Origin of the sequence: Streptomyces similanensis (genome assembly GCF_039543625.1) — a bacterium.
GTDB lineage: Bacteria > Actinomycetota > Actinomycetes > Streptomycetales > Streptomycetaceae > Streptomyces > Streptomyces similanensis.
Map to the genome: position 1 here is coordinate 46,381 of NZ_BAABKC010000044.1, position 19,279 is coordinate 65,659.

The following is a 19,279-nucleotide window of genomic DNA, read 5'->3' on the forward strand; positions in this document are numbered from 1 at the left end:
CCCGCCCCGGTGAGGCCGGGAGCCGCCGGCCCCGCCCTCGCCCGGGCCCGCGCCGTGAACGGCCCGCGTTCCGACACCGCCGTCACATCGGAGGTGTCGCCCACGATCGCGCACCGCACGAGCCGGGTGTGCTGCGCCCGTGCCAGCCGGTCCGCCCTGGCGCAGGCGGCCGTACCGCCCTCGGACCAGTGGTCCGCCGCGGCCAGCGCCGCGAGGTCGGCGGCCCCGGCCGCGCGGTGCCGGGTGACCACGGCCTGCCCCAGTGCGAGGCCGACACCGAACACCACGCACAGCAGGGTGATCGCGCCCAGGCTCCACACAGTGGCCGAGCCGCGGTCGCGGGCCGCGAAGCGGTCCCTCATGAGGCCGCCTCCCCCGGCCGCGCCCCCACCGTCTCCTCCGCGTCCGCCACGGCCTGCTCCCGGATCGCGAAGGGCAGCGCCCCCAGCCCCGGCGGGGCGGCCGCCACGACCACCCGAACGTGCCCTTCGTCCCTGGTCACGGTGACCTTCGCCCCGTGCGGCGCGGCGCCCCGGACGGCCGCGACGACCGCGTCCTCCGGGTCCTGCCGCGCCGCGGCCCGCGCACCCACCCGGGCGGCGTCCACGCACTGGACCCGGGCGACCACGACCAGCAGCCCCCACACCAGCGCGGTCACCACCAGCACCAGCACGGGCAGGACCATGCCGGCCTCCGCCGTCACGAACCCCCGGTCGCCCCCTCGTCCGCGGCGACGCTCACATCCGGGCACTGAGCGCCCGCTTCACGATGTTCTGCAGCTCGGTCTTGACCTGTCCGCTGGTCACCACCTCGTACAGCAGCACGGCGAACGCCACCGCCGCGATGATGCCCATCGCGTACTCCGAGGTGACCATCCCCGTGTCCCGGCGCATCCGGCCCACCAGGGCACGCAGCCGTGCCCGCACCATCTCGTACATCAGAACCCCCGTGAGGTCTCGTTCCGTCGTTCCCGACGCGCCGCGCCCTTCGCGGCGGTCGTGTCCCGCGTTCCGTGCGGTGCACGCCTCGCGCACCGCACGTCCCATGCCGCACGTCCCATGCCGCACGTCCCATGCCGTGCGTCTCATGCCGTGCGAGCCTGCGTACGGCATCCACTCGTGCGCGCCGTGCGCCTCCACCGCCGCCTCAGCCGCCACCTCCTCTCAGCGCCCCGCCCGCCAGGCCGATCACCACGGGCAGTACGCCGACCGCCACGAAGGCGGGCAGGAAGCACAGCCCCACCGGACCGGTGACCAGGACGGCCGCTCTGCGGGCCCGGACCGTGGCCGAACGCGACCGCTCGGCGCGGACGTCGGCCGCGAGGCGCGCCACCGGTCCGGCGGCGGGCAGGCCGGACTCACCGGCCCGCTCCAGCAGCCGTGCCAGCGCCGCGGCGCCCGGTATCGAGGCGAGCCGACGCCAGGCGTCCGCCGGCGCGCCACCGAGCCGTACCTCCGCCGCGCCCCGGGCCAGCGCTTCCCCCACGGCTCCGCCCAGCGCCTCCCCGACCGCCTGGGCGGCGATCACGGGGCCGGCTCCGGCCGCGATGCAGGCGGCCAGCAGATCGGCGGCCAGGGGAAGCTGGCGGGCGGCCTCGGCCGTGTCGAACTCCGCTTCGGGCCGGCCGAGGGCCCGCTGCCGCCACCGCCACAGCCCGGCCGCGCAGGCCAGCCCGACGACGGTTCCGGTGAGCCCGCCGATCAGCACCCACCCGGCGCCGACGACTCCCGCGACCGGCAGCCACCGCCGCGCCGCCCGCGGGACGGGGAGCCGAAGCCCGGAGCGCTCCGCCCGTCGGGCCGCCCCCGGGTCCAGCAGCGAGAGCAGTCGCCGCCTGGCTCTGTGCTCCCGGCGCAGAGCCGTCGGCCCGCGCACCGCCGCCCAGAGGAGTACGGAGACCCCCACAATCGTCCCCAGCCTGTGGACAACGTCCGCGCTCATGCCGCCTCCGCCCGTCGCACGATGCCCGACACCCACCACAGCCCGACGCCCTCCAGCGCCCCGCCGACGACGAGGCAGCCCAGGCCGGCTCCGGTGTGCAGCAGCACGTGCAGCGGGTCGGCGCCCATCGCCGTGCCGAGCAGCAGCCCCAGGACCGGCAGGCCGGCCAGCATCACGGCGGTGGCCCGAGCGCCCGCCAACTGTGCGCGCAGGTCGTTGCGTTGGTCGCGCTCCGCGCGCAGGGCCGCTTCGAGCCGGTCGAGTCCGGCCGCCAGGCCCGCGCCCTGGTCCACCGCCACCCTCCAGCAGGCGGCGAGCCCGCGCAGTCCCTCCGCACCCGGCCGCCGTGCGGCCACGGTCAACGCGCCGGGCACGTCCCCGCCGAATCTCGCCGCCGCCAGCACCGCCGCCCGGGCCTGGCCGAAACCGCCACAGTCCCGCGCGGCGCACAACAGCGCCTCACCGGGCTGCCGTCCGGCCCGCACCTCCCCGGTGAGCGCCCCGCACAGGGCGATCACCGCGTCCGTCCGCCGCTCCCGTGCCCGGCGCGCGGTCCGGGCCAGTCGGGTACGGCGCAGCACCGGCACCGCGGCCGCTCCCGCGACCACCGGCAGCACGGACGCGCCCAGCACCGCCAGCAGCAGCCCGGCGACCGGCGCCCACCACTCCACCGCCGACCTGCCGCGCAACCGGTCCAGTTCGGCCCGCACCCGGTCCCAGCCGGGCGGCCCCACACCCACCGCTCCCGTACCCGCGTCCGCACCGGTGCCCGCGAACAGCGACCTCGCCCGTCGAGCGGTGCGACGCCTCCCGCCGGCCAGCCATACGGCCACCCCGGCGCACAGCACCGCCGCCCCCGTCGTCGGCCCCATGGACCACTCACCCACTGCGCCCACCGTTTCCCTCCCCGCTCTCGGCGCGGAGCAGCCCCCGCAGCCGCTCCCAGCCCTGTTGCGCCACGAACGCGTCCGCGCCCCAGCGCAGCGCCGGCACGGTCCGCACCAGCCCCGAGGCGTCCCGTTCCAGCACGCGCACCTCGGCGATCCGCCGCCGTCCGGCGCGGTCCCGCACCAGATGCACCACCACGGACAGCGCGGCGGCCAGTTGGCTGTGCAACGCGGCCCGGTCCAGCCCGGCGGCGGTGCCCAGCGCCTCCAGCCGTGCGGGAACGTCCGCCGCCGCGTTGGCGTGCACCGTGCCGCAGCCGCCTTCGTGGCCGGTGTTCAGCGCGGCCAGCAGATGGACCACCTCGCCGCCGCGCACCTCGCCCACGACCAGCCGGTCCGGCCGCATGCGCAGCGCCTGCCGCACCAGGTCCTCGAGGGTGACCAGGCCCGCGCCCTCCTGGTTGGCGGGTCTGGTCTCCAGGCGGACGACGTGCGGGTGGTCGGGCCGAAGCTCCGCGGAGTCCTCCGCGAGCACGATCCGCTCACCCGGCCCGACCAGCCCCAGCAGCGCGCTGAGCAGCGTGGTCTTGCCGGTGCCGGTCCCGCCGCTGACGAGGAAGGACAAGCGGGCCTCGATCAGTGCCCGCAGCACCCGGTCCCCGCCCGGTGGCACCGTGCCCGCCGCCACCAGCTCGCCGAGCGTGAAAGCGCGTGGCCGGACGACCCGCAGGGACAGACAGGCGCAGCCGACCGCGACCGGGGGCAGCACCGCGTGCAACCGGGTGCCGTCGGGCAGCCGGGCGTCGACCCACGGCCGGGCGTCGTCCAGCCGCCGGCCGGCCACCGCGGCCAGACGCTGCGCCAGGCGCCGTACGGCCGCCGCGTCGGGGAAGGCGACGGGGACCCGCTCCAGTCCGCCGCCCCGGTCCACCCAGACCTGGTCCGGGCCCGAGACGAGGACGTCGGTCACGGACGGGTCGGCGAGCAGGGGCTCCAGCGGGCCGCTGCCGATCAGTTCCGAGCGCAGCCGCTCGGCCGCGCCGAGGACCTCCGCGTCCCCGAGCACCCGGCCCTGTTCGCGCAGCGCCTGCGCCACGCGCGCGGGTGTCGGCTCGGCCCCGCTGCGCGCGAGCCACTGCCGTACGCCGTCCAACAGGTCGGCGGACATCCCGGGCCCGGAGGCCGCGCCGGGCGCGCCGACCGGTCCGGGCGGGCCGGCCGCTCCGGGCGCGCTTCGTGCGCCTGTCCGCGCGCCCGGCGCATCGGTGCGGCGCCGCTGCTCGGCCGCCGGCCTCATGCGGTGCCCGCCTCGGTCAGCGCCCGCTCCCAGAAGGCGGTGCAGAACCGGGCCAGCGGACCGCGCGCGGTCGCGCCGGGCGGTGTCCGGCCCTCGCCGACGCGGCGCAGCCCGGACTCCACGGGCACCTCGCCCAGCAGTGGCAGACCGAGCAGCCGGGCCACCTCGCGAGCATCCAGACCGGGCGCGTACGGGCCCCGGACGGCCACCCGCAGGTCCCGCAGGACCATCCCGACGGCGGAGGCCACCCGTGCGGCGGCGGCCACGGCGCGCAGTTCGGCGGGGACGACGAGCAGCCCGACGTCGAGCTGCGTGAGCACCTCGGCGACCGCTTCGTCCACGCGCCGGGGCAGGTCGACCACCACCGCACCGCCGCGCCGGCGGGCCGCGGCAAGCACCGCGCGGACCGCCTGCGGCGGCACGGTGACGCAGTCGCCCCGGTCCCAGCTGAGCACCCGGAGGGAGTGCAGCTCGGGCAGCGACTCCTCCAGGGCGCCGCCGCCGACCCGGCCGCGCGAGGCGGCGAACGCCGGCCAGCGCAGTCCCTCGGCCGTCTCGCCGCCGAGCAGTACGTCGAGTCCGCCGCCCAGCGGGTCGGCGTCCACCAGAAGCGTGCGCAGGCCCTCCCGCGCGGCGGTGACGGCCAGCGCACAGGCCAGCGTCGACGCCCCGGCCCCGCCGCGGCCGCCGATGACACCGACGGTCAGGGCGGGCCGGCCGACGCCCTCGGCGACGTCGGCGATCCGGTCGACCAGCCATTGCTCGCCGTCGGGCAGCACCAGCACGTGGTCGGCGCCGATCTCGACGGCCCGCCGCCAGACGCCAGGGTCGTCCTGATCCCGGCCGACCAGCACCACTCCGCGTCTGCGCGCGGCTCCGCGCACCCGCCGGGCGGCGTCGTCGCCGACCAGCACCAGCGGCGCGGCCTCCCAACCGCCGCCGCGCTCGGGCACCGTGGGATGGACTTCCGGCGTCGCGCCCGCTGCCGCGCACAGGCGCAGCAGGTCGTCGAGCAACTCCGCGTCCTCGGTGACGATCAGTGGTCTGCCCTGCCGCCCCGCGGCGCTGGGCGGCGGGTCGTGTGTGACGGTTCCGGTCACGGGTGTGTCCCCCTTGGCTGCGTCCGGCGCGAGACCCCTGCGGTCCCGCGCATCGGGAACATGTGAAGAACCGGCGAACGGCCTCCATATGGCGGCCGACAGAATCCGGCCATACGCGCCCGGCAAACGGAACCGGTCATGAACTCGGCCGTCGGCGGAGCGCGCAGGAATCACGGTGCAGCGTTCCGGAAAATGATGTGGATCTTGATCGAAATCTGTGGACAACTCGATGGTTGTGAAAATGGCCGTCACCCGTACCGGTGACTCATCCACCGACTCGGGTGCGACTTCCACAGAGCAGCGCTACAACTACTCACGGTCACGGATCACGGAAGCGGCGACAGCGGCTGTACGGCACGGCGACGGCGGCACGCGGCCACGCGGGGAAGGGGCGAAACGCATCCGGACATGCGACGACCCCCGCCGGGGGGGAGAGCGGGGGTCGTCTCCACGGCCGACTCGGGGGGGGAGGAGTCGGACCGGGTTAGCACGGTCGCGAACGATCCGTGACTTCCATGGTGTACCCGAGAGCCCTCTCAGGCAAACCCACGCGCCCACCTTACGCCGAATGGGCTGCCCCTATGCTCAGGGTTGTGGAAAACCACTCCTTGCCCCGCACAGCGGCCTTCTTTGACCTGGACAAGACGGTCATTGCGAAGTCGAGCACGCTCACCTTCAGCAAGTCGTTCTACCAGGGCGGACTGATCAACCGCAGGGCCGTACTGCGCACCGCGTACGCCCAGTTCGTCTTCCTCGCCGGCGGCGCCGACCACGACCAGATGGAGCGGATGCGCGAGTACCTGTCCGCGCTGTGCCGCGGCTGGAACGTGCGGCAGGTCAAAGAGATCGTCGCCGAGACGCTGCACGACCTGATCGACCCGATCATCTACGACGAGGCCGCCTCCCTCATCGAGGAGCACCACCGCGCCGGACGCGACGTCGTCATCGTCTCCACGTCGGGCGCGGAGGTGGTCGAACCCATCGGCGAACTGCTGGGCGCCGACCGGGTGGTGGCCACCCGGATGGTGGTGGGCGAGGACGGCTGCTTCACCGGCGAGGTGGAGTACTACGCCTACGGCCCGACGAAGGCGGAGGCCGTCCGTGAGCTGGCCCGGTCCGAGGGGTACGACCTCGACCGGTGCTACGCCTACAGCGACTCCGTCACCGACGTGCCGATGCTGGAGTCGGTGGGCAACCCGCACGCCGTGAACCCGGACCGCGCGCTGCGCCGGGAGGCCGTCGCGCGCGAATGGCCGATCCTCGACTTCCACCGGCCCGTGCGGCTCAAGCAACGGCTGCCCGGGTTCTCGGTGCCGCCCCGACCGGCCCTCGTCGCGATGGCCGCGGTGGGAGCGGCGGCGGCGACGGCCGGGCTGGTCTGGTACGCGAGCCGGCGCCGGGGCGCGATCGCCTGACCGCCCGCGGCCCCGTTAACAGGGACACGGAATTCCACCCGGGGCCCGGCCCGCCCGTTTAGTTCACGTTTGAACCTGAAAGTAAAGAAGTGTGACGAGGGGTTCCGCTTGCCCCTCGCTTGCAGTACAAAGGACTCAACGGCCCGCGAGACCGAAGGACATCCGAAAGGATCACCTTTAAAACGCATTTGGCCCCACGGACCGAAGCATGAACACCGGGCACCCACGCGACGTCGACCCGTCGATTACGGGCCAGCCGCACCAGGTGACGGGCAAAGATCCCGGCCTGATGGGCGACATTTCGAGGACGCTTGGTAACCGGGTGGTCATGCCGGCGGCGGTACGAGTATTCGTACCGCCGCAACCCTGTGCGCGGCCGTTCCGGGCGCAGCGCCGACGCCCGTCCGCCGCCGCCCGCCCGGCGCCGTTCCCCTGCGCCGCCCGCGTCCTACGCCGCTCCGCGCTGCAGCGCCTCGCAGACCGCCGTCGACTCGCGTGCGCCCAGCTCGACCGCCCTGGCGCAGTGGGTGATCCAGGCCGCCATGCCGTCGGGGGTGCCGGAGACATAGCCGTCCAGAGCGGCCACATACGCGGCCCGGCCCAGCTCCGCGTGGCCGACCTCGGCCGGGCAGATCGACTTCGGGTCCAGGCCGCTGCCGACCAGGACGATGCGCTCGGCCGCCCGTGCGACCAGGCCGTTGTGGGAGACGAAGGGACGCAGCGCCAGCAGCTCGCCGTGCACGACGGCGGCCGTCACCAGAGCGGGCGCCGAACTGCCCGCGATGATCAGCTGCGACAGCCCCTCCAGCCGCCCGGAGACCTCGGCCGCGCCCGGCGGCGCCAGCTCGACCAGCGGCTCGTCGACGGGCTCGCCCGCCTGGCGCGGCCGCCCGACGGCGGCGTCCTCGCGTCCCGCGGCGGCCACCAGGTGCAGCCGGGCCAGGACTCTGAGCGGCGACTGCCGCCAGATCGACAGCAGCTGGCCGGCCTCGGCCGTCAGCCGCAGGGCCGCGCCCAGGACCCGCGCCTCGGCGTCGCCACTGAAGTCCGTGCGCCGGCGCACCTCCTCCAGGGCCCAGTCCGCGCCGGACAGCGCCGCGGAGCCGCGTGCGCCGCGCAGCGCCGCCTCCGAGGTGATCGCGTTGCTCCGGCGCCGCATGATCCGGTGCCCGTAGACCCGGTCCACTGCCTTGCGCACGGACTCCACGGACTCGGCCACACCGGGCAGGGAGCCCAGGGCCGCGAGCGGGTCGGCGGTCGCGCCTGTCGTACTCATGAGTCCGACCCTACGCACCCGTACGGCCCCTTCCCCGAAGGAGTGGTCTTCTTCACGCGAGGCACCACCCAGCGCATGCGCCCCACTACGCTTGGTGAACATGAAAATTGCTTTCGTCGGGAAGGGCGGCAGCGGCAAGACCACTCTGTCCTCCCTCTTCGTCCGGCACCTCGCGGCGGCCGGCGCACCGGTCGTCGCCGTGGACGCGGACATCAACCAGCACCTGGGCTGCGCGCTGGGCCTGGAGGAGTCCGAGGCGACGGCGCTGCCCGCGATGGGCGACCGGCTGCCGCTGATCAAGGACTATCTGCGCGGCGACAACCCCCGTATCGCCTCCGCGGAGACGATGATCAAGACCACTCCGCCCGGTGAGGGCTCACGGCTGCTGCGCGTGAGCGAGGACAACCCGGTCTACGACGCCTGCGCCCGGGAGGTGGAACTCGACGGCGGCGCCGCGCGTTTGATGGTCACCGGCCCCTTCACGGACGCCGACCTGGGGGTCGCCTGCTACCACTCCAAGACCGGAGCGGTGGAGCTGTTCCTGAACCACCTGGTGGACAGCCGCGACGAGTACGTCGTGGTCGACATGACGGCCGGCTCCGACTCCTTCGCCTCCGGGATGTTCACCCGCTTCGACATCACGTTCCTCGTCGCCGAGCCGACCCGGAAGGGGGTCTCCGTCTACCGCCAGTACAAGGAGTACGCCCGGGACTTCGGCGTCGTGCTGAGGGTCGTCGGCAACAAGGTGCAGGGCCAGGACGACCTGGACTTCCTGCGCGCCGAGGTCGGCGAGGACCTGCTCGTGACCGTCGGGCACTCGGACTGGGTACGCGCCATGGAGAAGGGCCGGCCGCCCCGGTTCGAGTTCCTGGACGACGCCGACCGCCGGGCCCTGCGCCTGCTTCAGGTGGCCGCCGACGCCACCTACGAGCTGCGCGACTGGGAGCGGTACACCCAGCAGATGGCCCACTTCCACCTGAAGAACGCCGCCTCCTGGGGCAACGAGCGGACGGGGGCCGATCTGGCGGCGCAGATCGACCCCGGATTCGTCCTGCGCGAGGGCGTCACCACCCCCGCTTGACGGCCCGCCCTACGGCTTGGGCGCCCCGGGAACTCCCTTGGGCGCCGGAGCCGGCCGGCCCGACAGGAAGGACGCCCACCCCTGCTTCGGGGCCTCGCCGACCTCCAGCCCGCGCAGCTTGGCGAGGGTCTGCGGGTCCTGGGCGTCCAGCCAGTCGGTGAGCTGGTGGAAGGAGACGCAGCGCACGTCGGGCTTGTTGCACACCTCCTTCACCACGTCCTCGACGGCGCGCATGTAGGTGCCGCCGTTCCAGGACTCGAAGTGGTTGCCGATGACCAGCGGCGCCCGGTTGCCGTCGTAGGCCCGGTAGAAGCCCTTGAGCAGGCCGTCGCGCATCTGGTCGCCCCAGTAGCCGAACTTGTCGGGGTCGCCCTGGGTCAGGGTGCCCGACTGGTTGACCATGAAGTTGTAGTCCATGGTCAGCTGCTCGAAGGTGTGCCCGGGGAAGGGGACGAGCTGCATGGACAGGTCCCACAGCCCTTCCTTCTTCTTGGGCCACACCTGGTTGTTGACACCGCTGCTGTCGTAGCGGAAGCCCATCCGGCTCGCCGCCTTCATGAAGTTCTTCTGCCCCTCCAGGCAGGGAGTGCGGCCGCCGATCAGCTCCTTGTCGTAGTCGAAGGGCAGCGGCGACAGGTTCTTGAGGCCGCTGTTGGTCTTCCAGGTCTTCACGAACTGCTTGGCCTGGTCGATCTCGCTCTTCCACTCGTCGACCGACCACTGGCCGACCCCGCCGTCGGGGCCGCAGAAGTGGCCGTTGAAGTGGGTGCCGATCTCGTTGCCCTCCAGCCACGCCAGGCGCACCTGCTGGGCCGTGTCGGTGATGCCCTGGGCGTCGTTGAAGCCGATCTCCGAGCTGCCCGGAGCGTGCTGCGGGGGCCGGTACAGGTCGCGCTTGTCCTTCGGCAGCATGTACACGCCGCTGAGGAAGAACGTCATCTTGGCGTTGTTCTCCTTGGCGACCTCACGGAAGTGCGAGAACAGCTTCTGGCTGTCCTCGCCCGCGCCGTCCCAGGAGAACACGACGAACTGCGGGGGCTTCTCACCCGCCTTCAGCCGCTCCGGCTTGGGCAGGTACGGCTGGGCGCCGGTGTACGCGGTGGACCCGTCCCCGATCAGGCGGACGACGCTGCCGGGCGGCTGAACGACGGCCTTCTGCGGGCCGTGCAAGCCGTGCTGGGGAGCGTCGGTGCCGCTCGCACAACCGGCGAGCGACGAGGCACAGGCCGCGGCGGCGACGACGCCCACGGCGATCCTCTGGGTGGCGGCCATGTTCCGCCCACCTTCTTCCTTCTCTCGTCCAACGCCGAGACGGCGTGTGCTGGTGCTGGGCCGGCCGTCTGGTGCCGTGCCGACAGCGCCGCCAAGGTCGCACGGGAGCGAGAAGGAATTAGTACGACAAGCCGATAAAAAGCCCACATCACTCATTGAGGTGATGCATCACCTCAATTGCCACGAAAATCTATGCAAGGACTTTACGTGGCATTACTTTTACTTTGCCAAGCCTTGAATCGCTCGCTTCCGAAGGGAGGCCGGAGACATGTCGGCCTGCGCACCCGCTCACGCCACCGCTTCCGCCCGCGCACAGCACTCGCACCCGCCGCACAGCCCGCCTCCGTGGCGGCGCGGCTTCCGCCTCGCCGGCGCCGACGTCTCGGCCGCCGTCGCGGTCTTCCTGATCGCCCTGCCACTGTCCCTCGGCATCGCCCTGGCCACCGGCGCCCCGCTCCAGGCCGGCCTGGTGGCCGCCGCCGTGGGCGGGATCGTCGCCGGACGGTTCGGCGGCTCACCGCTACAGGTCAGCGGCCCCGCCGCCGGACTCACCGTCGTCACCGCCGACCTGATCGGCCGCTACGGATGGCGCACGACCTGCGCGATCACCGTCCTCGCCGGCTTCGCCCAGCTGGGCCTGGGCTGTCTGCGCGTGGCCCGGGCCGCACTCGCCGTCAGTCCCGCGGTGGTGCACGGCATGCTCGCCGGCATCGGCGTGACCATCGCCGTCGCCCAACTGCACATCGTCCTCGGCGGCAGCCCGCAGAGTTCCGTACTCGCCAACGTCCGCGCGCTGCCCTCCCAGTTGGCCGACCTGGACCCCGCCGCCCTCGCCGTGAGCGTGCTCACCCTCGCCCTGCTGCTGCTCTGGCCACGGCTTCCCGGCCGGGCCGGACACCTCCTGCGCAGAGCACCGGCTCCCCTGGTCGCCGTGGTCGGCGCCACCGCGGTCGCCTCCGCCACCGGACTGGTGCTGACCAAGGTCGACCTGCCGTCCTGGCGCAGCCACGCCCTGGCCGGCCTGCCCGAGGGGCCGGTGCTCGGACTCGTCGCGGCCGTGCTCAGCACCACCCTGGTGTGCAGCGTGCAGTCACTGCTCGGCGCGGTCGCCGTGGACAAGCTGGTGGCCGGCCGCTCCGGACCGCTCCCCCGCCCCGGCCGCTCGGACCTGGACCGGGAACTGCTCGGCCAGGGCGCCGCCAACATCGTCTCCGGAGCCCTGGGCGGCCTGCCGGTCGCAGGCGTTGCGGTGCGCAGTTCGGCCAACGTCCGCGCGGGCGCCGTGAGCCGCGGCTCCACGATGCTGCACGGCGTTCTCGTGGTGATCGCCGCGCTGTTGCTGGTGCCGCTCCTGGAGCTGATCCCGCTCGCCTCGCTCGCCGCCCTGGTGATGGCCGTCGGCGTTCAGATGGTGTCCCTGCACCACATCCGCACGGTGACTCGCCACCGAGAGGTGCTGGTGTACGCCGTCACCACCCTCGGCGTGGTCGTCCTCGGCGTCCTGGAAGGCGTGGCTCTCGGGGTCGGCGTGGCCGTCGTCCTCGCCCTGCACCGCCTCGCCCACACCCGGATCACCCACGACGAGCGCAAGGGGATCCATCACGTGCACGTCCGGGGGCAACTGACGTTCCTCGCGGTGCCGCGGCTCAGTCGGGCCCTCCATCTGGTGCCCCAAGGAACCCGGGCAGTGGTCGAGTTGGGCGGCTCCTTCATGGACCACGCCGCGTACGAGTCCCTCCAGGACTGGCAGCGCTCGCACACCGCGCAGGGCGGCTCCGTCGAGTTCACCGGACGCCGGGCCGGAATCCGCACCGGCAGCGCCTCCGTCAGCACGGCCGCCCCCCCACCCCCACCCTCGACCGCCTTCGCCGCCTCCGCTCCCACGGCGGACGCCGGGTGCCACTGCCGGCCATGGACGCCATGGCGCAACCACCGCTGCGCGAACGTCACGGACCCGGACACCGCCCACCCCGAGGTCATGCTCCGCGAACCGGGCCCCGAAAGAGCGTCCGCCTCCGGCTCCGCGCCCCCGCACAGCCCCGCGTCTCCTCACAACTCCGCTCACCGCACCGGGCGGGACCCGAGCAGACAGCAACTCGCGCGCGCCATCAGCACCTTCCAGCGCAACACCGCGCCACATGTGCGGGACGAACTGGCCCGGCTGGCACAGGAGGGCCAGAAGCCGTCGCAGCTCTTCCTCGCCTGCGCAGACTCCCGAGTGGTGACGTCGATGATCACGGCCAGCGGCCCCGGCGACCTCTTCGTCGTGCGCAACGTCGGCAACCTGGTGCCACCGCCGGGCGCAGGAGGCGGTGACGACTCGGTGGCGGCCGGGATCGAGTACGCGGTCGACGTGCTCGGGGTGCGCTCCATCACGGTGTGCGGCCACTCGGGTTGCGGAGCGATGCGGGCCCTGCTCGACTCCGGCCCCGGACCCAGCCCCAGCCCCAGCCCCAGCCCCAGCCCCAGCCCCAGCCCCAGCCCCAGCCCCAGCGATGGTCAGTCCTCGCTCGGGCGGTGGCTGCGGCATGGGCTTCCCAGTCTCGTTCGGATGGCCGACCCTGACGTCCGCGCACCCGTACTGGACGGGAGACCGCCCGCCGACGCGGTCGAGCGGCTGTGCCTCGCCAATGTGGTCCAGCAGTTGGAACACCTGCGCGCGCACGACTCGGTCGCCCGGGCGCTGCGTGAAGGCGTACTGGAGCTGCACGGTCTGTACTTCCATGTGGCGGAGGCGCAGGCGTATCTGCTCTCGGACACGGAAGGCACGAAAGACGGGAAAGGCGGGGAAGGCCGGGGAGGCGGGGAAGCCGTCTTCACCCCCGTGCAAGCGGCGGAGGACCTGCCGAGCCCGGCCTGACCCGCACTCCGGGCGACACGCGCCCCGCGCGCGTGGCCGACTCCGCTCCCCGGTGGGCCATGCTGAACCCGGACCATCCGCCATCCGTGGGATGGATTGAACAGTTCCGGCCACCGTAAAGCTCTCGCACGCCACCCGAGCTGTGCGAATACTCCACAACAGGTCTAAACCAATTTCTCGTCGACCCTTGTCATCGGACCCCCCGGTCTGATGAGCTGTGGCCTGGGACACAACGGACACCCTGGGAAAGGGAGATGTCGTGAGCAACGAAAGCCTGGCCAACCTCTTCAGCGGGGATAGGTAAGGACTCTCGTTGCCTGACCTGCGGTTACGTGTCCGCGCGGGGTCCCAAGAGCGTAGGCTCTGCCTCCCACACAGCCACCGGCACGGCGTACGCGGGCGTCACGGTCCCATCCGGCGCGGTCTCCTTCGGGTACGCCCACACTCCCCGCAACACCTCGCGCAGCATCGCCCGGCACGTCTCGACCGGGGTTGTGTCCCACCGGTCGAGCAGGCTGCGGATGATCGGCTGGTAGTCCGCCGGCTGCGCTTCTTCCTCGTCGGTGCGGGCGTCGGCCTCGGCGAGGGCGGCTGTCGCCTTCGCCTGGTCGGCGGTGAGGCGGTCGCGCTCGCGTGCGTAGGAGTCCTCGGGGATCACCCCGCGGGTGAGTAGGTCTGTCTGTCGGTCGAGTTGCTGCTGTAGGTCGGCGAGGTTGGCGCGGAGCCGGGCCCGGGTGTCGGCGATCCGCTGGCGCGGTGTGGCGGTGGGTTCGGCGCGCTGCTGGGGGATCGTGGCGGCCTCGGCCTCAATCATCGCGTCCCACTCGGCGAGTCGTTCCCTGACGGCGGCCTCGGCGACGCTGCGCAGGATGTACACCCCGTCGCAGGTCCGGTTGTCCTTCATCCTGCTACAGCGGAACTGATACCCGGGCTTCACGATGAGCTGTTTTCCGGCGCCGTAGGTGGCTCCGCCGGCGGCGGATGCGGTACCGCCGCAGCGTCCGCAGCGCATGTTTCCGGAGAGCCGGTAGGCCGGCCGCCGGTTCCCGCTCGGCGTGTTGCGGGCCTGCTCGCGCTTCTCCTTGTACGCCGACCAGACGTCTTCCGGGACGATCGGATCGTGGGCGCCGGGGACCCACAGGCGGTTGGGGCACTTCTCACCGCGGCTGGCTGTGCTGTCGGGGTCCTTGGGTGGGCAGTCGCAGTCATCGGGGTGATAGCGAATCCAGCCGGCGGCGAAACCGGAGTCCATGTAGCGGGTGAGGCCGGACTGGAGCCAGGGCTTGCCCTTGGTGCCCATGTGCCCGTTGCGGCCGAGCCACTGGGTGACGGAGCCCATCGACTCCCCCTCGGCGACGCGCTCGTGCAGGGTGGTGACTACGCGGCCGGTGTCATCAGGCTCGTACCACTCGCGGTGGATGGTGCCTTCGTCTTCGTCGAGGTGGCGGCGGTGCCAGATGTACCCCCAGCGCTGGCCGCCCGTGGCGGGGAGGCCGGCCACACGGCGGTGCTCGCGGGTCTCGGCCCACTGTTCTCCGATGCGGTCGCTCTCGTACTCGGCGAACTTGAACGCCATGCCCATCTGGAGCTTGCCGAACGCGGTGCGTGTGTCGGCGGCTTCGGTCGCGCTCGCGAGTCGGCCACCGAGGGCTTCGAGGCGGGCGAGATTGACGGCGTTGCCGTGACGGGACCGGCCGAAGCGGCTGTACCTCCATACGGCTATCCCGCGTCCGGTGCGGTCCTCGACCATCTTGAGGGCGTCGGCGATCTTGCGCTTCATCTTGCGCCCGGAGACGTCGAGGTCTTCGACCCATTCGACGATGCGGGCGTTGTTGCGGTCGGCCCACGCGTTGATGGCGGCGCGCTGGATGTCGGGGCTGATCTTCTCCTCGTAGTAAGTCGAGACGCGGATGTATGCGACGAAGGGCTCACGCGTCGGTCCGAGGCGTGAGCCCTTCGGCGGGTGTTGCAGTCGTGTCACGTGGTGGACTCCCGAGACGGGCGCCGCGCCTGCGTCTCGAACGGGATCACCTCGGCGTCCGGCGGCTGCGGTTCGGTGGCGAGCCGGACGTCGTGGGCGAGGACGTCGCGTACGAGCAGGGCGGCGGCGCGGTTGACTCTGTCGGCGAAGTAGCGGCGGGTGGCGCGGTATCCGGTGACCAGGGTCGCGATCGCTCCGGTGGCCGTGGTGGCGGTTCCGGTGACGATCACAGGGCCGACCTCGTCCGTGACGATCAGCCCGGTGATCTGGATGGTGAGTCCGATCAGGAAGAGGGCGAAAGCGATGGTCGCGGACAGGTACACGTCGGTTCTGGTCACGTAGAGCGGCCTTTCTAGCTGGTGCCCTCCCTCCGGTGTTTGGTGGTGAGGGCGTTGATCATGGCGCGGATGGCGGCGCGGTCGCTTTCGTCGGTCACGCCGAGCGCCTGGAAAGCCTGGTCTTCGGTTGTGGTGGGCCGCGCGGGTGAGGGCTCGTTGCCGAGCGCTTCGCGGGGGAGGTGGCCGGCCCGTACGAGGATCGGCAGGACTGGGACGTTGAACTTCAGTCCGAGGGCGTAGCAGGTGTTGATGTCGGGCTGGCTGACGTCTCGTAGGAGTCTTGAGACGGTGGCGACGGGGATGCCCGCGTCGTCAGCGAAGCGGCGCTGTACGCCGCGCTCTGCGGGGTCGTAGCCGTGCCTGAGGAGTTGCCAGCGAAGCCAGTCGACGAATGGGGCGTCGATGGGGAGTTCCGGTTGCGAGCCGTGTGTCATACGCGCAATGTATCGCGCGCGAACGATTCATGGTGCAGCGTGCACAACTTTTAGGCGCGTTCACACGTCCCCCCGTCAGTCGCCTATGGCCTCCGAGCCGCACACTATCGCTCACTTGAACGATTCTCCACCATTCAAACACAAGCGGTAGCCCACCTGTCACGACACATGGGCACCTTCGCGCACAACCTTCGCACGTATGTTTCACGCGTGAGTGGAACCATGCTACGTTCCACTCGTGAGTGAAACGCGCTCACGAGTGATCGAACGCCGAGGTAGTACCCATGCGTTTTGACCCCAAGCCCCTGCGCGTCGCCGCCGCGGCCGTGGGCGACAACACCACCGCCGCGATCGCCCGCAAGCTGAACGCGCCGTACGGCACCGTCATCCGCTGGACGAGCGGCCGCACCATCCCCGACGGCCCCAACCTGGCCGCCATCCAGCGCACCTACGGCGTCACCGCCGCCGACCTCTTCCCGGTCGGCGCATGACCGCGCCGGCCGACCTCGATGTTGCCCGCGCCCGCGCCGCCGCCATCAAGGCCGCCGCACGCATCTGGCGCCACGGCCTCGACGCCATGGACCGCATGAGCATCCCGGACGCGGCCCGCGCCTGCTACGAGCCCGGCGGACTCTCGCTCGCCGAGCTGGAACAGCGCATCACCGCCGACCGCGCCGCCCGCCTCATCCAGCCTCGCGCCGCCGCCTGACACGACGAAGGGCCGCCCGGATGCCCCCGGACGGCCCCACCGGCCAACCCCCGAAGGGACCAACCGTGAACATCCCCCAGCGTACCCGCCCCCTCCGCGCCGCCGAGGCGATCGCCGGCCGCCGCCGCGCCACCGACCGCGCCGAGTTCGTGCGCGTCATGGCCTCGCAGCTCGACCAGATCGCGCCGGGCACCGTCCGGGTGGTCGTCGCCCCGCTGGTCGTGGAGGACACCCCGCGCACGTGGGTGGAGCTGATCGGCGCCGCCGGCCAGGTGACGAGCAGCAGTGCCGAGCAGTGCCGCGCCGCGTTCGGCCTGCTGTCCCGCGCGTTCCCGGCCGCCGACTGGAGCCGACCGCGCGAGTACGACGCCCGGGCCGGGGTCCTCGCCGTGCACACGCGGCCCGCGCCGGCGGCGCTCGGCCTCGACACCGCCGAGGTGGCCCGCTGATGATCCGCCCGACCCTCACCGCCGACGGCACGGCCGTTCGCCTGCCGGTCCGCGACCAGATCACCGCGCCCCTGCTCGACGCGCTCGCCGTGGCGTACGCCGAGGACCCGGACGGAACCGGGCTGCGCCTGATCGCACACGCGTCCGCCGTCCGGTGCCACGACCACGCCGAGGTCAGCGACGACGCCACCGAGTACGAGCGGGCGATGCGCGCCGCGGAGGCCGACGGCACCCGTGACGCCCTGCTCGGCGAGCTGCCCGCCGAGCCCCAGCTCGACCCGTTGCTGACGCCGGACGAGGCGGTCACCGTCGCGACCCGGCTCACGAAGTTCGCCGCCCACATCCGCATGAGGAGCACCCGCAAGTGACCGTCACCACCCTGCCCACCATGCGCACCGCGCCGACGCCCGCCCCGTACGGCGGCGCCCTGTCCCTCTCGCAGATGAGCCCCTACGAGGCGTGGCAGTTCTGCGAATCCCTGGCCAACACCCCGTTGCTGCCGGACCAGTACCGGAAGCAGCCCGCGTCCGTGCTGTGGGCGATGGAGTACGGCCGCGCCCTCGGGCTCGACGTGGTCACCACCATCACCACCATCCACGTGATCAAGGGCAAGCCCACCCAGTCCGCGGACCTGATGTTGGGCCGGGCCCGGTCGGCCGGCCACCGGGTCCGCATCAAGTCGGAGCGCACCCGGTGCGTGGTGGCCATCCAGCGGGCCGACGACCCCGACGATGAGTCGGTGGTCGAGTGGACGCTCGACGACGCCGTGACGGCCGGCCTGTGCCAGCTCAAGAACGATCGGCCGTGGGCGCGCGACAAAGACGGCAAGCCCACGTCGTGGGAGAAGTACCCGCGCGCCATGCTGCGGGCCCGCGCCATCGCCGAGGCCGTGCGCATCGCGTGCCCCGAGGTGCTGCATGGAGCGATCTACACCCCCGAGGAGCTGGGGGCCGTGGTCGACCAGGAAGGGCAGCCGGTCATCGTGGAGCGGAGCGACGCTCCGCAGATGACCACGGCGACCGTGGTGCAGACGACGCCGAACACGCCGCCGTCCCCGCAGGCCGAGCACCGCGACTACCTTGCCGAGGCCGTCGTCGCCACGGACGCCGACACCCGGGCCGCCATCATGGCCGCCGCCCGCGAGTCCGGTGCCCCCGAGCACTACCTCACCGCGCTCGACAACCTCCGCCGGGCGCACGAGGCCGCGACCGTCGAGGACGTGCGCAAGCTGTACAACGCGTTGGAGGCGAACGGGGAGAATGCGCAGCAGCTCGCCCGGATCGCGCAGATCGGCAGCACCAAGCCTGCCGCGAAGCCGCCGACGCCGAGCGAGCACCGCGAGACGCCCGCGCAGCAGGAGGCCGCCGTCATGGCCGCCGTCGACCGGGGCCGCGCCGACGCCGAGAACGCGCTCAGGCTCGCCGCCTCCCGCGCCAACTTGCCGACGTTGGACACCGACTTCATGCGCGTCTACGGCAAGCCGATCGCCCAGGCCGACGCCATCACCCTGCACGCGTTCCGGCAGCAGATCGAGGCCGCCATGCAGCAGGGGGCGCAGCAGTGACCGAGCCGACCCCCGAGAAGTCGGCCGCGCCGGACCCGGCCGCCGTCCGCAGTGCCGTCACCCGACAGGCCGTCCTCGGCGCCCTGCTCGACCAGGTGAAGACCGCGTACAACGACGCACGCGCCGACGCGCACGAGTTGCTGGAGCAGCAGCACAAGGCGACCGGCTCGACCAAGACGGACGCCCTGTTGCCCGACGGCATCAAGGTCGGGTCGATCTCCCGGCAGGGTGGCGAGCGGGCCGCGCAGGTCACGGACGAGGACGCGTTCGCCGGGTGGGTGCGTGACACCTATCCGACCGAGCACGTCGTCCGGATCATCCCCGCCCGCGTTGAGGTCGGCGTGCAGCCCGCGTTCGCCACGCAGGTGCTCGCCCAGGCCACGGCCGCCGGCGTCGCCCGGTTCGCGGACCCGGCCACGGGCGAGATCCGCGATGTGCCCGGCGTCGAGATCCGCCCGAGCCGGGCCGCCTCGCACCGGATCACGTACGCCCGCGGCAGCAAGGCCAGCCCGGCCACCGGCCGCGACCTGATCGCCGCCGCGTGGCGCGAGGGCCACCTTGCCGCGCACGTCTTGCCCGCCCTCGCCCCGCCGCCGGCCGCCGAGCCCGCGCCTCCCGCCGAGGACGCCCCCGCCGCATAGACCGCGCGCGCCCCGCCCCGCCGCCCGGGGCGGG

20 protein-coding genes and 1 pseudogene are annotated in these 19,279 nt (G+C 72.8%); 9 read left to right on the forward strand and 12 right to left on the reverse strand.

Annotated elements, in window-relative coordinates; all coding sequences use genetic code 11:
- Nucleotides 1–86: 86 nt before the first annotated feature.
- From ABEB07_RS14330 to ssd, 7 genes and pseudogenes are all read right to left on the reverse strand, one after another.
- Nucleotides 87–362, reverse strand: a pseudogene (locus ABEB07_RS14330) (Rv3654c family TadE-like protein); the annotation flags it as partial.
- Nucleotides 359–751, reverse strand: a complete 393-nt coding sequence (locus ABEB07_RS14335) for a TadE family type IV pilus minor pilin (protein ID WP_345668655.1) — start codon at nt 749–751, stop codon at nt 359–361. The pseudogene ABEB07_RS14330 and the gene ABEB07_RS14335, both read right to left, overlap by 4 nt.
- Nucleotides 738–938, reverse strand: coding sequence for a DUF4244 domain-containing protein (locus tag ABEB07_RS14340; protein WP_345668656.1), 201 nt, complete (start codon nt 936–938; stop codon nt 738–740). Before ABEB07_RS14340 ends, ABEB07_RS14335 begins: the two co-directional genes overlap by 14 nt.
- A gap of 208 nt (nt 939–1,146) precedes the next feature.
- On the reverse strand, nt 1,147–1,941 hold the full coding sequence (locus ABEB07_RS14345; RefSeq protein ID WP_345668657.1) for a type II secretion system F family protein: 795 nt from the start codon (nt 1,939–1,941) through the stop codon (nt 1,147–1,149).
- Nucleotides 1,938–2,813: a type II secretion system F family protein gene (locus ABEB07_RS14350; protein WP_345668934.1), complete on the reverse strand. Its 876-nt coding sequence runs from the start codon at nt 2,811–2,813 to the stop codon at nt 1,938–1,940. Before ABEB07_RS14350 ends, ABEB07_RS14345 begins: the two co-directional genes overlap by 4 nt.
- 7 nt (nt 2,814–2,820) lie before the next feature.
- A complete protein-coding gene (locus ABEB07_RS14355; protein ID WP_345668658.1) occupies nt 2,821–3,996 on the reverse strand; it encodes a TadA family conjugal transfer-associated ATPase in 1,176 nt (391 codons plus the stop codon).
- 125 nt (nt 3,997–4,121) lie between these two features.
- Entirely contained in the window at nt 4,122–5,225 is a 1,104-nt protein-coding gene (gene ssd / locus ABEB07_RS14360; protein ID WP_345668659.1) for a septum site-determining protein Ssd, read from the reverse strand.
- A gap of 581 nt (nt 5,226–5,806) precedes the next feature.
- Here ssd and ABEB07_RS14365 point away from each other — a divergent pair.
- Nucleotides 5,807–6,640, forward strand: coding sequence for an HAD family hydrolase (locus ABEB07_RS14365; protein WP_164583817.1), 834 nt, complete (start codon nt 5,807–5,809; stop codon nt 6,638–6,640).
- Nucleotides 6,641–7,088: 448 nt separating this feature from the next.
- On the opposite strand, the gene ABEB07_RS14370 is transcribed toward ABEB07_RS14365, so the two are convergent.
- The gene (locus ABEB07_RS14370; RefSeq protein WP_345668660.1) at nt 7,089–7,916 is read right to left on the reverse strand and encodes a Fic family protein; all 828 of its coding nucleotides are present in this window, start codon (nt 7,914–7,916) and stop codon (nt 7,089–7,091) included.
- A 100-nt stretch (nt 7,917–8,016) separates the two neighbouring features.
- Between ABEB07_RS14370 and ABEB07_RS14375 the strand changes: the two genes are divergently transcribed.
- Nucleotides 8,017–8,997 carry an ATP-binding protein gene (locus ABEB07_RS14375; RefSeq protein ID WP_164583819.1) on the forward strand — a complete coding sequence of 327 codons (981 nt, stop codon included), beginning with the start codon at nt 8,017–8,019 and terminating at the stop codon, nt 8,995–8,997.
- Between the two features lie 9 nt (nt 8,998–9,006).
- Here the strand turns inward: ABEB07_RS14375 and ABEB07_RS14380 are convergent, their stop codons facing one another.
- Complete coding sequence (locus ABEB07_RS14380; RefSeq protein WP_345668661.1) at nt 9,007–10,269, reverse strand: polysaccharide deacetylase family protein; 1,263 nt, start codon at nt 10,267–10,269, stop codon at nt 9,007–9,009.
- Nucleotides 10,270–10,537: 268 nt separating this feature from the next.
- On the opposite strand from ABEB07_RS14380, the gene ABEB07_RS14385 reads away from it, so the two are divergent.
- Nucleotides 10,538–13,129, forward strand: a complete 2,592-nt coding sequence (locus ABEB07_RS14385; protein WP_345668662.1) for a bifunctional SulP family inorganic anion transporter/carbonic anhydrase — start codon at nt 10,538–10,540, stop codon at nt 13,127–13,129.
- Nucleotides 13,130–13,457: 328 nt separating this feature from the next.
- Here ABEB07_RS14385 and ABEB07_RS14390 read toward each other — a convergent pair whose 3' ends face one another.
- From ABEB07_RS14390 to ABEB07_RS14400, 3 genes are read right to left on the reverse strand one after another with little or no spacing between them, the layout of a single operon-like run.
- Nucleotides 13,458–15,110: a recombinase family protein gene (locus tag ABEB07_RS14390; protein ID WP_345668663.1), complete on the reverse strand. Its 1,653-nt coding sequence runs from the start codon at nt 15,108–15,110 to the stop codon at nt 13,458–13,460.
- Nucleotides 15,107–15,448: a hypothetical protein gene (locus ABEB07_RS14395; protein ID WP_345668664.1), complete on the reverse strand. Its 342-nt coding sequence runs from the start codon at nt 15,446–15,448 to the stop codon at nt 15,107–15,109. The genes ABEB07_RS14390 and ABEB07_RS14395 overlap by 4 nt, the downstream gene beginning before the upstream one ends.
- A gap of 14 nt (nt 15,449–15,462) precedes the next feature.
- Nucleotides 15,463–15,882 (reverse strand): helix-turn-helix domain-containing protein, encoded by a 420-nt coding sequence (locus tag ABEB07_RS14400; RefSeq protein ID WP_345668665.1) that lies wholly within the window; start codon nt 15,880–15,882, stop codon nt 15,463–15,465.
- Between the two features lie 284 nt (nt 15,883–16,166).
- On the opposite strand from ABEB07_RS14400, the gene ABEB07_RS14405 reads away from it, so the two are divergent.
- The 6 genes from ABEB07_RS14405 (at nt 16,167) to ABEB07_RS14430 (ending at nt 19,245) form a co-directional block, all read left to right on the forward strand.
- On the forward strand, nt 16,167–16,373 hold the full coding sequence (locus ABEB07_RS14405) for a helix-turn-helix transcriptional regulator (RefSeq protein ID WP_345668666.1): 207 nt from the start codon (nt 16,167–16,169) through the stop codon (nt 16,371–16,373).
- On the forward strand, nt 16,370–16,591 hold the full coding sequence (locus ABEB07_RS14410) for a hypothetical protein (RefSeq protein WP_345668667.1): 222 nt from the start codon (nt 16,370–16,372) through the stop codon (nt 16,589–16,591). The genes ABEB07_RS14405 and ABEB07_RS14410 overlap by 4 nt, the downstream gene beginning before the upstream one ends.
- A 65-nt stretch (nt 16,592–16,656) precedes the next feature.
- The gene (locus ABEB07_RS14415; protein WP_345668668.1) at nt 16,657–17,040 is read left to right on the forward strand and encodes a hypothetical protein; all 384 of its coding nucleotides are present in this window, start codon (nt 16,657–16,659) and stop codon (nt 17,038–17,040) included.
- Nucleotides 17,040–17,408: a hypothetical protein gene (locus ABEB07_RS14420; RefSeq protein ID WP_345668669.1), complete on the forward strand. Its 369-nt coding sequence runs from the start codon at nt 17,040–17,042 to the stop codon at nt 17,406–17,408. The genes ABEB07_RS14415 and ABEB07_RS14420 overlap by 1 nt, the downstream gene beginning before the upstream one ends.
- Nucleotides 17,405–18,604: a recombinase RecT gene (locus tag ABEB07_RS14425; protein WP_345668670.1), complete on the forward strand. Its 1,200-nt coding sequence runs from the start codon at nt 17,405–17,407 to the stop codon at nt 18,602–18,604. Before ABEB07_RS14420 ends, ABEB07_RS14425 begins: the two co-directional genes overlap by 4 nt.
- Nucleotides 18,601–19,245 carry a hypothetical protein gene (locus ABEB07_RS14430; RefSeq protein WP_345668671.1) on the forward strand — a complete coding sequence of 215 codons (645 nt, stop codon included), beginning with the start codon at nt 18,601–18,603 and terminating at the stop codon, nt 19,243–19,245. Before ABEB07_RS14425 ends, ABEB07_RS14430 begins: the two co-directional genes overlap by 4 nt.
- The last annotated feature ends 34 nt before the right edge of the window (nt 19,246–19,279 follow it).

Coding starts and splice junctions, on each gene's coding strand:
- ABEB07_RS14340 (WP_345668656.1), bottom strand. CDS start 938: ATGTACGAGATGGTGCGGGCACGGCTGCGTGCCCTGGTGGGCCGGATG.
- ABEB07_RS14345 (WP_345668657.1), bottom strand. CDS start 1,941: ATGAGCGCGGACGTTGTCCACAGGCTGGGGACGATTGTGGGGGTCTCC.
- ABEB07_RS14350 (WP_345668934.1), bottom strand. CDS start 2,813: ATGGGGCCGACGACGGGGGCGGCGGTGCTGTGCGCCGGGGTGGCCGTA.
- ABEB07_RS14355 (WP_345668658.1), bottom strand. CDS start 3,996: ATGTCCGCCGACCTGTTGGACGGCGTACGGCAGTGGCTCGCGCGCAGC.
- ABEB07_RS14365 (WP_164583817.1), top strand. CDS start 5,807: ATGCTCAGGGTTGTGGAAAACCACTCCTTGCCCCGCACAGCGGCCTTC.
- ABEB07_RS14370 (WP_345668660.1), bottom strand. CDS start 7,916: ATGAGTACGACAGGCGCGACCGCCGACCCGCTCGCGGCCCTGGGCTCC.
- ABEB07_RS14375 (WP_164583819.1), top strand. CDS start 8,017: ATGAAAATTGCTTTCGTCGGGAAGGGCGGCAGCGGCAAGACCACTCTG.
- ABEB07_RS14380 (WP_345668661.1), bottom strand. CDS start 10,269: ATGGCCGCCACCCAGAGGATCGCCGTGGGCGTCGTCGCCGCCGCGGCC.
- ABEB07_RS14385 (WP_345668662.1), top strand. CDS start 10,538: ATGTCGGCCTGCGCACCCGCTCACGCCACCGCTTCCGCCCGCGCACAG.
- ABEB07_RS14400 (WP_345668665.1), bottom strand. CDS start 15,882: ATGACACACGGCTCGCAACCGGAACTCCCCATCGACGCCCCATTCGTC.
- ABEB07_RS14405 (WP_345668666.1), top strand. CDS start 16,167: ATGCGTTTTGACCCCAAGCCCCTGCGCGTCGCCGCCGCGGCCGTGGGC.
- ABEB07_RS14410 (WP_345668667.1), top strand. CDS start 16,370: ATGACCGCGCCGGCCGACCTCGATGTTGCCCGCGCCCGCGCCGCCGCC.
- ABEB07_RS14420 (WP_345668669.1), top strand. CDS start 17,040: ATGATCCGCCCGACCCTCACCGCCGACGGCACGGCCGTTCGCCTGCCG.